This window comes from Bacteroides luhongzhouii, assembly GCF_009193295.2.
GTDB classification, from domain to species: domain Bacteria; phylum Bacteroidota; class Bacteroidia; order Bacteroidales; family Bacteroidaceae; genus Bacteroides; species Bacteroides luhongzhouii.
In genome coordinates, this window is the sequence record NZ_CP059973.1 from 5,174,643 (window position 1) to 5,189,316 (window position 14,674).

Annotated in this window: 12 protein-coding genes and 2 pseudogenes; 6 read left to right on the plus strand and 8 right to left on the minus strand. The window is 42.5% G+C overall.

The window, feature by feature from the left end; all coding sequences use genetic code 11:
• Positions 1 to 545: 545 nt before the first annotated feature.
• The 7 genes and pseudogenes from GD631_RS19795 to GD631_RS19825 all read right to left on the minus strand — a co-directional run.
• Positions 546 to 836: pseudogene (locus GD631_RS19795) on the minus strand (response regulator); the annotation flags it as partial.
• 113 nt (positions 837 to 949) lie between these two features.
• Positions 950 to 1,684: a nucleotidyltransferase family protein gene (locus GD631_RS19800; protein ID WP_185911517.1), complete on the minus strand. Its 735-nt coding sequence runs from the start codon at positions 1,682 to 1,684 to the stop codon at positions 950 to 952.
• 35 nt (positions 1,685 to 1,719) lie between these two features.
• Positions 1,720 to 3,150 (minus strand): RapZ C-terminal domain-containing protein, encoded by a 1,431-nt coding sequence (locus GD631_RS19805; RefSeq protein WP_143259449.1) that lies wholly within the window; start codon positions 3,148 to 3,150, stop codon positions 1,720 to 1,722.
• Between the two features lie 127 nt (positions 3,151 to 3,277).
• Positions 3,278 to 3,931, minus strand: coding sequence for a flavodoxin (locus tag GD631_RS19810; RefSeq protein ID WP_143259448.1), 654 nt, complete (start codon positions 3,929 to 3,931; stop codon positions 3,278 to 3,280).
• Positions 3,932 to 4,140: 209 nt separating this feature from the next.
• Positions 4,141 to 5,079 (minus strand): EFR1 family ferrodoxin, encoded by a 939-nt coding sequence (locus GD631_RS19815; RefSeq protein WP_143259447.1) that lies wholly within the window; start codon positions 5,077 to 5,079, stop codon positions 4,141 to 4,143.
• Between the two features lie 63 nt (positions 5,080 to 5,142).
• Positions 5,143 to 5,637, minus strand: a complete 495-nt coding sequence (locus tag GD631_RS19820) for a cupin domain-containing protein (protein WP_143259446.1) — start codon at positions 5,635 to 5,637, stop codon at positions 5,143 to 5,145.
• Between the two features lie 9 nt (positions 5,638 to 5,646).
• On the minus strand, positions 5,647 to 7,323 hold the full coding sequence (locus GD631_RS19825) for an alpha/beta fold hydrolase (RefSeq protein ID WP_143259474.1): 1,677 nt from the start codon (positions 7,321 to 7,323) through the stop codon (positions 5,647 to 5,649).
• 341 nt (positions 7,324 to 7,664) lie between these two features.
• Here GD631_RS19825 and GD631_RS19830 point away from each other — a divergent pair, with 341 nt between their 5' ends.
• From GD631_RS19830 to GD631_RS22235, 6 genes and pseudogenes are all read left to right on the plus strand, one after another.
• Positions 7,665 to 8,561 carry a helix-turn-helix domain-containing protein gene (locus GD631_RS19830; protein ID WP_143259445.1) on the plus strand — a complete coding sequence of 299 codons (897 nt, stop codon included), beginning with the start codon at positions 7,665 to 7,667 and terminating at the stop codon, positions 8,559 to 8,561.
• Between the two features lie 334 nt (positions 8,562 to 8,895).
• On the plus strand, positions 8,896 to 9,762 hold the full coding sequence (locus tag GD631_RS19835; RefSeq protein ID WP_143259444.1) for a hypothetical protein: 867 nt from the start codon (positions 8,896 to 8,898) through the stop codon (positions 9,760 to 9,762).
• A 35-nt stretch (positions 9,763 to 9,797) separates the two neighbouring features.
• The gene (locus GD631_RS19840) at positions 9,798 to 10,880 is read left to right on the plus strand and encodes a FimB/Mfa2 family fimbrial subunit (protein ID WP_143259443.1); all 1,083 of its coding nucleotides are present in this window, start codon (positions 9,798 to 9,800) and stop codon (positions 10,878 to 10,880) included.
• Between the two features lie 34 nt (positions 10,881 to 10,914).
• Entirely contained in the window at positions 10,915 to 11,940 is a 1,026-nt protein-coding gene (locus GD631_RS19845) for a hypothetical protein (protein ID WP_185911518.1), read from the plus strand.
• Positions 11,941 to 11,954: 14 nt separating this feature from the next.
• The gene (locus tag GD631_RS19850; RefSeq protein ID WP_143259442.1) at positions 11,955 to 13,487 is read left to right on the plus strand and encodes a FimB/Mfa2 family fimbrial subunit; all 1,533 of its coding nucleotides are present in this window, start codon (positions 11,955 to 11,957) and stop codon (positions 13,485 to 13,487) included.
• 41 nt (positions 13,488 to 13,528) lie between these two features.
• A pseudogene (locus GD631_RS22235) lies at positions 13,529 to 13,762 on the plus strand (hypothetical protein); the annotation flags it as partial.
• Positions 13,763 to 13,996: 234 nt separating this feature from the next.
• Here GD631_RS22235 and fsa read toward each other — a convergent pair.
• Positions 13,997 to 14,653: a fructose-6-phosphate aldolase gene (gene fsa, locus GD631_RS19855; protein ID WP_143259441.1), complete on the minus strand. Its 657-nt coding sequence runs from the start codon at positions 14,651 to 14,653 to the stop codon at positions 13,997 to 13,999.
• Positions 14,654 to 14,674 lie beyond the last annotated feature (21 nt).

The following is a 14,674-nucleotide window of genomic DNA, read 5'->3' on the forward strand; positions in this document are numbered from 1 at the left end:
AATAAACAAAAGAAATGTTCTATTTTTTAGATTAAGAAAGAAAACAAAACTATTGAAGATGGTAGTCTGAAATTAAAAGCATCCATATTATCACATATATATGCATATTACTGCCACAATACAGCATATATTTTCAGAGGATATGCGTTTTCTTTAAAGAAATAAATGATTTTCCTCGGTGAGCAACAAGCCATTCCTCGATAAGGAACACATCCTTTCTCACCGAGAAAGCTTTCCATACTCACCGACCAAGTTATTAAAGCTCTCGGAAAAGCCCGTTTATATGCCAGTTCATCATCACATGCGGACAAAAAAAGAATGACAAAGCGAACTACATACAGGTAAATAACAAGCATATAGACATTAATACAAAGATATTATTTGTTTTTAGACAAGAATTATCTAAAATTACAAACACTCCTGCATTCTTTCATTTAAAATGCAGAGTGTTTTTTCCTTCACCACAAGCAAGTGACTGATATATTAAAAACAGAAAGAATAGAATATACCTTTTTTTAGATCAGCACATTTTTAATTCCATCCTTTCAACAACCATACTCTTTTAGAGTCTGCATCAACTTCGCGCCATTGATCGGCTTCACCAGATAATCATCACAACCGGCTTTCAACGCAGCTACCCGGTCGGCATCAAAGGCATGAGCAGTCAGAGCGATAATTGGAATTTCCGCATTAAACTTCCGGATCTCTGAGGTTGCAGTACGCCCGTCCATCACAGGCATCTTCATATCCATCAATACCAAATCCACCGGTTGGGTACGGACAATCTCAACTGCCTTCAGTCCATTCGGTGCGTGTAACAACTGGCATTTGTTTTTCTAGATAGCATTAGTTACAAAGTTAGTGAGAATCTGCGCTAACCGTTTTTTATCCAAACGAACGGTACAGGTCTCATAAGGATTCACGGGAACCAAACAAACCTGCGGATTTACTATAAAAAGTCTTCTGCTTTCGCTAAAGTTTCCGGTTTGCCTATATCAATCAGATGTAACTTTTCTGTCAAATAACCACCATAGTTTACTTGCTGACAAGTGGCAAGATAGAAATCCATAATAGAGAATTTACCCTCCCAACAGGGAGAAGCCATCCATTGGAAAATGGCAGGCGAAAGTACATGGATGCCACTGAATGCATATTCGTGATAAAGGGAAGGATCATACTGAAAACCTTCCGGTTTCACTTGTTCCGTATCCTTGTTTATCCATCCGCAAAGTCTCTTGCCTGCATCAAAAAGAAGATAGCGGGAGGTTTTACGTTGGCTGGCCAGTAAAGTGGCAACAGCACCGCTTTGTAGATGGTAGTCATATAAATCTTTCAAATTCACGTCTGAAAGAATATCTACATTGTGTATCAGGAAAGGCTCATCGGAGTTTTCAAAGAAAGAACGGGCTTTCTTAACTCCCCCACCCGTGTCGAGTAACAGGTCACGTTCGTCGGAAATATGTATGATAAGTCCAAAATTCTCATTGGCTTTCAAGAAGTCAAGTATCTGTTCGCCAAAATGGTGAATGTTAATCACTATTTCTGTGAAGCCGGCAGCTTTCAGTTTTAAGATCACATGTTCCAACATCGGACGTCCGGCTATGGGAACCAAAGCCTTAGGCATGGTATCGGTGAGTGGCTTCAGCCGGCTACCCAAACCGGCTGCAAATATCATTGCTTTCATTCTTTCAGTTACTTTCTTCTTTATATTTACTCTTCTTAGATTCTTGCTTCAAACGTATGTTCGATATTCTGTTCCCGATGTACCAGTTCGACTTTCACACCAAATTTCTGATTCAGGTGCTCTGCCAGGTGCTGGGCGGAATAAACAGAACGGTGCTGTCCACCGGTGCAACCGAAGCAGACGGACAAATTGCTGAATCCACGTTCCATATAACGTTGCACGGAGGCATCTACCAAAGCATAGACATGATCGAGGAAACGGAGTATTTCTCCATCTTCTTCCAAGAAAGTGATAACAGGTTCATCCAGTCCGGTGAAAGGTTTGTAACGCTCATACTTGCCAGGATTATTCACGGCGCGGCAGTCGAATACATAACCTCCTCCATTGCCGGTAGAGTCATCAGGAATTCCTTTCTTATAGGCAAAGCTCATTACTTTAACGGTTAGCTGTCGCTTTTTCAGGTCGTCCGTAAATTGTTTCAGTCCGGTAAGCTCCCGCAAAACGTTACAGAGATATGGATATTCCGGATATTCTTCTTTCAACAATTCACGCAGGTTTTCGATAGCATAAGGGACGCTTTGGATAAAATGCGGTTTCTTTTCAAAATAACCACGGAAGCCATAGGCTCCCAGCACTTGCAGCGTACGGAAAAGAACGAAGTGACGAAGTTGGCTATAAAAATAGGATTCGTCAATCGGTTGATATTTGCGAAGAGCTTCCATATACTCTTGCAGCAGTTCTTTACGGAGGCTATCGGGATATTTCGCTTTCGCCTGCCACAGGAAAGAGGCTATGTCATAATAAAACGGGCCTTTGCGTCCGCCCTGAAAGTCGATAAACCACGGTTCCCCGTCTTTTATCATCACATTGCGGCTTTGAAAATCACGATACATAAAAGTAGCGGAAGAACTGCGAAGCAAGACATCGCTCATTTTTTGGAAATCATCTTCCAGTTTATCTTCCTGAAACTCCATACCGGTAGCTTTCAGAAAGCAATATTTGAAGTAATTCAAATCCCACAGAATGGAACGTTGATTAAACTCCGGTTGAGGATAACAACGGGAAAAATCAAATCCATCCGCCCCGGCAAACTGAATAGCAGGAAGCAGACGAATCGTTTTGCGAAGCAACTCTTTCTCCTCTTCTGAAAAGACACTGGTAACACGCCCTTTCTCTATGGCATGGAACAACAGAGTATCGCCCAAATCTTCCTGCAAATAATAGGTCTTATCTTCCGAGGCGATACGCACTTCGGGAACAGGCAGTCCACACTTGCGGAAGTGTCCTGCCATATAAAGAAATGCTTCATTTTCATCGTTAGAAGCTCCGTAGACTCCAATCAATGTTTCTATACCCGTCAGTCGAAAATAACGACGGTTGGAACCGGAAGACGGTAATTCTGTTATGTTTTCAGCGGGAACGCCCGTATATGACTGATAAAGTTTCTGTAGTTCTTCGGTAATCATAGTCGTATATTTTCGAGCAAAGATAGAGAATCTAGTTAAATAATACTATCTTCCCGCTGATAAAAACCAGCTACTTTACCAAATCTGCTGTATACAGGCCTTTACTTCCGAATACATGATACATTGCTCATTTAACCGTTAGTCCTATCCTTCTCAACCATGCTTCTACCCCACTGGCATGACCAGGCATATCGATTCCGTCATCATCGGGACGTCCGGGAGTCGTAATATCATCCGGATCAAGATCCTCCGGAAGAGTTTCCGGGATATGTTTCGAATTGGGAGTCAGTTTATAAATTTTCTGCATTGATTCGTTCAGATAAGTGGTTGCGCCGTAAGTGATAAACGGAATAATCGTTTTACCGCTCAAATCATAATTTTCCAGGAATGTGCAGACAACCATAGCAGGTTGATGCCACCAGCAAGGCGAACCGACGAAAATCGTATCATACTGTGCTATCGTTTCGGCAGAAGGCAGATTGGCTACCCCCGGGCGTAGATCGTTGTAGGCTTCTTTCTGAACACGGTCGCTGTCGTCATAAGGATTCGACGCATAGGGAACAGATGCCCTGATGCGGTATACATCAGCTCCTGTCAATTCTATAATACGTTCTGCAACCGCTTGTGTATTACCTGTTGCAGAGAAATAAGTAACCAAAATCTTACTGTCACCTGATAATCGGTCGGGAGTGTCCGGTTGTTCAGTATCATCACTCCCGGAACAAGCAGCCGCTATTGTCAGGGAAAAAAATAAAAAGGGGACTAAAAGTAACTTTCTCATACGTTGTAGTTTTTATATTATTTATCCAATTTATTATTATGCAACCACTCGGTCAGAAAATCAGCAGTTTTCATATCGTGACGACTGATGTCGGAGGTCATTTGGCGAAAGAAATGTCAAACCAGAATTGCTCACCCACATAAGAAGGATGAATAAATTTATAGATAATCGTTTCATACACATTGTTTTTTAGGTGATTACACATCTTTTTATTGTCTGTTAGCTCTCTTTATATCCACCAGTGAAATATGCTCATTCCGGTAGCGGGCATTCGGATTTCGTTCGCCATTTGCCAATAAAGGGTCCTCATCATTTTTCTTGAACTGAATGGCTTTCTGCGGACAATTCTGGATACAGGCAAAACAGAAATCACAATCCCCCTGCATTTTAATACCGTTTGAAGTAAACTCATAATTACCACGCGGACAGACATCTGTACAAGCTCCACAATCAATGCAATTTTTGGTGACAACAAAATAGTTTTCGCTCCTTTTGAGAAAACCGACTTCCGGATCAAGCCCTGAACGGGCCATGAACCCAGCATGCATCTGTCGCTCTTCTTCACTTACCGGTTCGTGCCAATGTCGTCTTTGTGATAAGTCTTCGGTAATCTTCCGCAAGTTCTCCGGAATATGTTTGTCTATTTTTATCTGTTCATTCATATCGAAGTTCGGCAACCAGTTATCTACCATAACGAGCGTGTTGATATAGTCAAATTTGTTACCGGCCTTACTCGATATATCGTTCCATATCTCTACCGAATCGCATTTCCTCGCTCCATAAGTAAGCACTGCAAATTTATATGCCGCTTTCAACTTTGCTTTCTTTATGAAATTCCGTACCATATTAGGCGGCATATGACCGTATATCGGATAAACAAGCCCTATCTCATCAGCCTCAAACTCATACTGGTTTTGCTTAACCATTTGCGGAATACTCAACAATTGTTCTTCCGACTCTGCTAATTGACGGGCAACATGCAAACAGTTTCCCGTGGCAGTGAAATACAAAATGATGCGTTTCTTTTGAGGCTTTTCAGCACAGGATATTAAAGCCGGCAGTCCTATGGATGAGGCGGCTGCCCCGGCAACAATCATCCCCATTCGTGTCAAAGCTTCCCTACGACTGATTCTTTTATCTGTTTCCATATCGTTATTTTTTTTATTATCAGTTACCACTACTCCTGCATTCTTAAAACGGAAATACTCATTTTACTTATTTTCAGTCGATTCTAATTCATTATACTCTTTATCCGTTACCGGTTCGAACCATTTGACCGGACCTTTCGCCACCTGCGTACCAATGGCAATATGCGTAAACTCACTGTCGGGAGCCGCACCGTGCCAATGTTCTATATCGGGAGCGATTCTCACAACATCACCGGGATGAAGCACTTGTATGCTCTTCCCTTTTTCCTGATAATATCCCTTACCGGAAGTACAAAGCAAAATCTGACCGCCCGGATGCGAATGCCAGCTATTGCGTACACTTGGCGCGAAAGTCACATTACTGACAGTGCAGTCCATTGAATCAGCTGCCATGACAAATCTATCAAGCCATGCTTCCCCTGTAAAGTTCGGATGATCTACTATCAAAGAGCCTTTAGAGAACACATCTTTTTGAACAGCAGTTCCCATCTCTTTTTCATTTTGATTACAGCAGGCACTCATCAACGCCGCAACAGCAATTATAAATATTTGTTTCATATCGAGTTGTTATTTTAGGTATTGTTTGAAGTAATTATCCAACTTGGGAAGCGTTATTCTCAGATACTCCGGACGGTCGTAAAGATCGACATGAGTAGCACCCGGTACAACGAACAGTTCCTTGGGTTCGGCAGCTTTTGCATAGGCATCTTCCGAAAAATAGGCAGATACGGCATTCTCTCCTACGATGAAAAGTAACGGGCGCGGTGAGATCGTTTCAATCTGCGCGAACGGGAAGAAGTTCATCATCGGCGCAAGGCTCGTATAAGAATAATAAGCCGTAGAGTTAGGATGCTGTCCACGTGCAGGATTATCATAATAATCGAGGAAATCGAGTGCGTATTTCGGTGTCGAAGCATCTACCTTCTCCGGCAGGGCACGGATATCTTTACGGTCTGCTCCACCAAACTCTGCCGTGCGTTGACGGCCTACTGCGTCGAGTATCGCCATCCGCTGTTCGTAAGTCATCGAATCACCTACTCCCTGGCGGCGGGCACGTCCCATATCGTACATACTGATTGTTGCCACAGCTTTGATACGATGGTCTATTTGTGCAGCACTCACCGAATAGCATCCACCACCACAAATACCAATCACTCCGATTTTATCCGCATCAACTGCCGGATGATTCGACAGAAAATCGACCGCTGCGCTGAAATCCTCCACCCGTACTTCGGGAGATTCGATACGTCGCGGATAACCGCTGCTTTCACCGTAATAAGAAGCATCGAATGCCAGTGTAACATACCCCTGTTCTGCCAAACGGCGTGCATAGAGTCCCGAAGTCTGTTCCTTCACACCACCGAAAGGATGACCGACAACCAGCGTCGGGTATTTCCTTGCCGGATCATAGTTGGCAGGAAGATAAAGATCACCGACCACATCAATCAAAAAACGGTTGTGAAATGTAACTTTCTGCTTCTTCACCCCATTTTCCACAGATATAACCGGTGTGTCGGGATTGGCTATTAATCCTTTACTTTGTAATACTTCATTCAACACTATGCGTCCGGCATCAGCCTCGCGATGACCAATCTGCTTCTCAACAATAATAAACAGATGGCGCAACTCGTCGGGTGTAACGCCTACATTCAGCGCAATACCCATATGACCTTTCATCATCGGTTCTACCCCACCAATGGCCGCTAACACTGCTACGGTAGCAATTTCACGTTCGGCATGGGTCAGTACGTCACGTTCGAAAATATCGGCAAAAAGATGTTCTTTAAGAAACACTTCTATTTCGGGAGCCAATACAGCATAATCCGCTTTCGGAGCATCAACCGGCGCACCCGAAATTTTGGAAAGGATATCCCGTCCGCGCTCGTACTTGCTGCGGGTATTGGTAATCGGTGAAGCTTCACGCCCTCTTTTATCCTCAATACCGTTTGCCTTACGCTCATCAAGTACAGCGACAAAAGTCTGTAATCCGCGAAGAGCTCGTGGAAAACCACAATAAGCATAAGAATGAACCATTACTTCTTTCAATTCATTGACGGTCATTCCGTCCTCCAATCCTGCAACGAGGACCGGTTTCAGTTTTGCAAGATCTCCTTTACCCACAAGGGCGGCAATCTCTACAATGTATTGCTGTTTCTTATTCATAACTTGTTCTGCTTTCGGAGTTTGTGCCATGCCTAAAGAAGCAAGACAAACCATCCATATTCCTAAAATATACTTTTTCATTATCTCCCTTTTTCCTGGCGGACTAAGCAGCACGGAACCGACATCCAGTCCGATAGCGGACATTTGTGATTTCTTGTTTCCTAATTTTCTGTACTTCATATTCTCGTTATTTAGATGATTCAAATAATCTACTTTCGATGATGCAAAATTATGCGATAAATAGAAGCACGTCCATAGACGAATTACGGTTTCAACTACCAATTTTACTGATTGGATATTGCTTGCTTTCAATAGAATAACACAAATTACATATTCACTAACCGATATTACGGATTCTTCCGGAGAAAGGTTGCTTGTATATAAAAATCTGCTATCTTTGCCATAGAAAAAAAGAATAGAGTATGGGAACAATCATAAAGTTAGATTCGGTGCAAGACTACAACGAACTGTTGGGAGTAGAGACTGTTCATCCATTGGTAAGCGTAGTCGATTTTTCGGAATTGGAGAGTGTCCGCCACTGCCTCAAGAATTTTGGTTTTTACTGCATTTTCCTCAAACATATCGATTGTGGTCCGCTACTTTACGGACGTAACCAATACGATTATCAAGAAGGAACATTAGTCTTTATTGCACCGGGGCAGGTTGCCGGCGTTGATGATGGCAAAGTATCGTACCGATACAAAGGATGGTGTCTGATGTTCCACCCCGATTTGTTGCGTGGCACTTCTCTCGGACGTCGCATGGCAGATTACTCATTCTTTTCCTACTCGTCAAACGAAGCATTGCATATGTCCGAACGCGAACAGCAAATTATCATTAACTGTTTCCACGAAATCAAGGAAGAACTGCAACACGTCATAGACAAACACTCGAAACAAATTATTGCAGCCAATATTGAAGTGTTGCTCAACCATTGCGTCCGTTTTTACGACCGCCAGTTCGTAACACGTGAAACGGTGAACAAAGACTCACTAACTCGTTTTGAAGAACTATTACGTGGTTACTTTGCTTCGGATAAACCCCAGCAACTCGGTTTGCCCTCGGTGGCATGGTGTGCCGACCAACTGCATTTATCCGCCAATTATTTCGGTGATCTTATTAAGAAAGAAACCGGAAAATCAGCACAAGAATATATCCAGCTAACCACCATCGACCGTGCTAAAGAATTGCTGATTGAAGGTAACAAATCGGTTAGCGAAATCGCCTACGAATTAGGATTTAAATATCCACATCATTTAAGCCGGTTATTTAAAAAAGTGGTAGGGTTGGCTCCGAATGAATATAAGATGGCTAATTAGTCAATAATAAACTTTCATTTTATTATTGTATTTAAGATCTTCCAGTGCAAAGAATAAAGAATTTCAGTGCAAAAACTTATATATAGTTTATGCACTCGGGTAGTCGTCACCTTATAATAAGACAATAGTCACCTTATAAAAAGATAAATGTCACTTTATAATAGCGCAACAGGAAATTAGTATCAACCTGGCACACAAAATGCAGCATTTTAAAGGGCTTGCCTAATCTTATCAATGATTTAACAGAAAATATATTCATTGCGCAAAAACAAATCTGAAATAACGTTGTTCATATCGAATTCTATTTTGATTTTCTGTTTAAATCTTGACTATTATGAATGTACGGTTCATGCATTCTTTATATTTGGCAGCTTTATTGGGATTTACCAATTCCTGCATCTCCGATGATCTTTCCGATTGTCCCAATCCTCAATATATAGTGCAGGTATCTGTAAAAGATAAGAATTACAAGAATATTGTAGACTTCCCACAACTTGGATCTAAAGAAGAGAATGCACCGTTCCAACGTTTTGAAGGAACGATCTATTATACTTTAAGCGAATCGACTACCCGTGCCCGGGTGAAAGAGTCTTCCGTGATGACTGTTTATGGCGAAGACCGGACATACTCTATTATTCTTACCGATATTCCGGAGGGAGAATATATTCTGACTGTATGGGGAAACATGACATCAGAATACCCGGCAGGTATCTTGCACCAGAATACCAAAGAGCATACGGACATTTATATGACTACCCGTACACTCCGGCTTGACCGTTCCTATCAGACAACCGAACTTTCATTGGAACGAACTAAAGGTCTGTTCCTGTTACTTTGCTCCAACTTCCCGGCTACAGTGACAAGTGTAGGTCAAAGTATCAACCATCTCTATCAGTCAGTAGATGCAAATTTCAATTATACAGGTAATACGAATATAGAAAAACGTGTACCAATGCAACCAACCATATCTACATGGCTTGCCCCCACTTCAGAAGGTCCTTCAAAGGTAAAACTCATTTTTTATACAGATGATACAAGGGCAACCGCTCCCTTTCCGGAACTGCCGGAGATGGACCTTACCATGAAGCGCAACGAAATATCAGCTATCGCTGTAGATTATAAAAAAACAGATGGCGTATGTGAAGTCTGGATGTTCATCCAAGAACAATGGGTCATGATTCATCGTCTGGATATACAATGATTATTCCCTTATTTTTTACTAAAACCTTTACAATTATGAAGAAATGGATGTTTTTTGTAGCAGCAAGCCTGTCCGTATTTGCTGCATGCTCTAATGAAGATGATCTGACTGTTCAGCCCCAACCGGAGGACGGTAGCGTTATTTTTGAACTTTCGGCCGTAAATAAACTTAGTGACGGCATTTCCACGCGCACTCCGGTGTATAGCCAGGAAGCTTCCCAACATGTCACCCGAGTTAGCATTTATGCTTTCCAGTTTGCTTCTGCCAGTTCCAGCTATCTGTATTATAAGACTTATACGGTGACAGACTGGAGTGATGGAACCACTTTTAAGCACTTTGCTGTGCCTGATGGAAACAAACTTCCTGGGGGAACCTATAAGTTTTTGGCAGTAGGACGTGATGCATCAGACTTGTTCAATATAACTACGCCAACATCTACTACGACTTATGGTGATATGCTGGCTACGATTGCGAGTACGGGACAGGAATCTGAAATCTTTTCCGGTTCGGCAGAAGCTATGGTCACCGATCAAGGTGCCCGTGTAAGCATTGAAATGACCCGTAAAGTTGCCGGTGTGCTCGGATATTTTAAAAATGTACCACAACAGTTGAATAACAGTACAGTGCGATACTTACGCCTGGCGGTGAGCAACTCTAATCAACAAGTGAATCTGACCACCGGAACAGGTATTAATACAACTCCCGTCTCCTATAATATCATAGATCTTGATTTGTCCGGACAGGCAGTGTCCAATGGTGTATTTGCAGGGAATGATCTTTCATCGCAGGGAGTCGTAAAAGTTGCTAACTCACAGTTGGGCGGTGCTTTCTATATGCCGGTTAGCGGAGTAACCATGACTCTTGGACTTTATGACACTTCGGGTACGGCCATTAAGGAATGGACTGTAAAAGATAATACCAGTAATGCCACCACTTTTGATATTCTGGCTAATCACTTCTACTCTTTGGGAACGAAAGGAGCTGCCGGCAGCACGAATGGTGGCACTCCGGGTGACCCGGGTGATGATGACAATCCGATCGATTTATTAATTGACCAGAATATAGTAATCACGATCAGTCCGGCATGGTCACTGATTCATAACCTCATCATCCAGTAAAAAACTTGAATCGTAGATTTTGAGAACAACAGGTATGAAATTGACAAATCATATAATAGCCTTGTTTACGGGAATAGGAATGATTCTCTTGGGTGGATGTTCCACAGAAGAGAACCGGGACCTGTTCCCGGATGAAAGCATCGTTCCTGTGCATTTGGCTATAAGCGGAAACAGCAATTATACTCGTGCCCCGGGTGATGCTGCCCTTTCAGTGAACAGGATACTGATTTTACCTTTCCGTAAAACGAATGAAGCATTGACGGATGATCCTGCCAATTTCGTACCTGAATATAGTTCGGCACGCCAACTGAATGTCAGTTCGTTTCCAGCAGTCGCTACCATGCTGAACTTATCCGCCACATCCACTTATCAGCTGGTTATAATCGGTTATAACCAAAACGATTATGATTTTGCCAATCAGAATAGTGCTACACGGAAGTTCAGTATTCTTTCTACCGTTACACCTGCCACACTGGCAAACTTGTATCTGCAACCAACCAACACACCGGTTGTGCCGGAATTATTTTCCTGTACCGGGACCGGTTATTTAAAAAACGCTCTGGTAGGACAAAAATTCAAACCTTCGCAGGTGGACAATGTGAAAGGAACGCTTACACGGTTAGTAAGTGCCCTAAGCCTGCAAGTAAATAACGTTCCGGGCTACGTAAACGCTATGACTCTAGCAGCCGAACAACTGGTAACGGGTACTAGGATTACGGATGCTGCCCCCTTGACATGGCAGACAGCAGGCGATAGTGGAATAAAGACATTAGGAACGAAAATGCCTGTTTCGGGCAGTGTGAGTTTTAATCTTTATATGCTGCCAACTACCACAACCAGAAACACACTGCTCTATCTGGATGTAGCGTATGGCACCGGTTTCAAGGAACGATATACAGTAAAAATTCCCGATCAGACAGGAGTCGTGTCAGGAAACCGTATTACGTTCGATTCTAATCATTGGGTAAAGATTACTGGAGATTATTCTTCTATTAATCTGGGATTTACCTTATCTGGCAACATCAATCTGGATGATAATGCATGGGATGGTATTCAATAATAATGATAAAAGCCATGAAAACAGCTTGTTTGGTAATAGTAGCTTTATTTTTTTCTTTTCTCTTTGCCGGCTGTGACAAGGAGGAGGACAATCTATCGGAACCGTCTTCCGGGAATCAATCTTCGGAGGAAGTTACATCGGATATACCTGACGGATATTTTGAGGTTATGTTTTCGCCAAAGAAATCCCCCGATACTCGTGCCGCAGTTTCCGGTTCAGATCTCCGGGTGCGTAGTATTCGTTACGTCATCTATAAGACTACCGGCGAGTTTGTGAAAGAAAAAGTAGTATTAAAACCTACTGATTCCGCTCCGGTATGGCCTTTAGCCGCCATGAGAGATACGCTTCCCAAAGGACAATATACTGCTGTATTCCTTGCGAATATGGATAAAACACAATTTCCGATATCAGGAACAGGAGGAAGCACTTATTCGGATCTATTGACCGATTATCAGACTATGCGTGCCAATGCGCGTATCAATCTGCCCGGTTCGGAGTTCTCCGACACTTCTGAATTTTATTTTGCCAACGTGAGTTTTTCGAATACGACATCACAACCTTCTGTTTTGTTACAGCGTATCATTACGATGCTCAATCTCCGCCGCGTGTTTGTAGATTCGCAAACGGCATTGAACTCGCTAAGCAATAATATCGTAACTCAAATCGGTTATAAGAATATAATAAAGACTACAGTACAAGGAGTTCTTCCGGGTTTGTTGAAAACAGCTATGGATCTGGGGGCACTGGGGAATGCAGTATATGCCGTGGTGGGAGGATTGGATGCTGCTGTCAACTTGGTGGTCGGTGTACTAGTTCAACCGGTTACTGATGCATTATATAATCAGTTGTTGCAACAGTTAGTGAATGAAATAGGCCGGACCCTTTCCGGTAACGCCACACAGGATGGCGCTCTGGGAGCTTTGGGAAATTTGTTGAATCCCTGGCGTGGCAGTGATGCCGCCTATGCTTTGGTTACCATTAATAACTTTCCGAAAGCTATGGATTTAGATTTGAACGTAACGGACACTTATTCCGGCAATCATCGCTTCCGTTACAGCTTTACCCCTACTCCCGGAACCACTAATAGTGAAAAAGATATTCTTATCAGAGGATTCCATGGTGTGTTTAACGTACGGGAGATTCATGTAGCCAAACCCGGGCTTATCTCCGGCTTACTGATTGATGAAGTTATAGACGGTAGTCTGTTGCTGAATGGCGCACTGGTGAATATAACCGATCCTATTCAGGCTACAGTAGAGACTAACTATCGCTATCGGTCGGATTACTCTTTCGTCAGCCTGGGATTGAAATCATATACCCAACAAACGGATGGCAATCACTCGTTGACTCTTTCTGTGAAATTGTCCAATATAGCTAATTTGAACGGTATCTTGGAGGGGATTCCACTCCTGGGTCCTGTATTGAATATTACGATTAAAGGGTTAATAGGTAATATTACGGTCAGCGTGCCTATCAATCTGCCTTTATTGGGAGCCGATAATTTAAGCTTGTCCGGTAGCTGGAAAACACCACCAGTGAAATATTAGACTGTTATATGCTCTCTTACTCATAAGGGAAGCATATACAGATTCGCAGTCAGGAAGTATTGGAACTAACCATTCTCCCTCCCTGGTATCAGACATGGTGATTTATTCTCTGTTGTGTAATTTTCATTGCCGCTATCATTATTGAAACCCTGAAACGTAAGGAAGAGAAGCTGAAATGGGTTATGAAGGAACATGAGCAACAGGTATATGAAGAAAAAGTACGTTTCCTTATTAATATCAGTCACGAGTTGCGCACACCTTTAACGCTCATACATTGCGCCACTTAGAGCTTTCAAACAATATACAGGAGAAACACCGACTCAATATAAAGAAAAGCAGAAGCAGGAAAGGAAAAAAGAGTAATAAGAGCTACCCGGGAAATAACTATTTTTCAGGCACAGATTACGCAGATTTCACAGTTGTTTTATGATAACTATCATTCTAAAAACCGTGAAATCCGTGCAACCCGTGCCTGAAAATTTTAATATATTGCAGGTCTCATTGCATACTCAACCATTGACTTTTTTATAGTCTTCCAGGAACTTCTTCAATCCCGAATCAGTCAGCGGATGATTGAGCAATCCTTTGATAGCATTCAACGGGCAAGTAGCAACGTCGGCTCCTACTTCTACACATTCGATAATATGCTTCGTATTACGGATAGAAGCAGCCAATACCTGTGTTTTATAGTCATACGTACGATACATACGTACAATATCCCCCACAAGCCTTACTCCATCTTCACAAATGTCGTCCAAACGACCGACAAACGGTGAAACATAAGTAGCTCCGGCTTTAGCTGCCAGCAACGCCTGTCCTACTGAAAAGACTAATGTACAGTTCGTGCGAATTCCCTTTTCCGTGAAATGTTTGATGGCTTTAATGCCATCGGCAATACAGGGAACTTTTACTACGATGTGCGGATTGAGCGCGGCAAGTTCCTCGCCTTCACGAATCATTCCCTCATAATCGGTTGCTATCACTTCGGCACTTACATCTCCGTTGACAATCTCGCATATCTTGATATAATGTTCACGCTGATTCTGCGTTCCTTTGATACCTTCTTTCGCCATCAGCGAAGGGTTGGTAGTCACTCCGTCAAGTACTCCGAGGTCATAAGCCTCTTGGATTTGCTCCAAATTGGCTGTGTCAATAAAAAACTTCATACTCTTAATTTTTAATGGTTA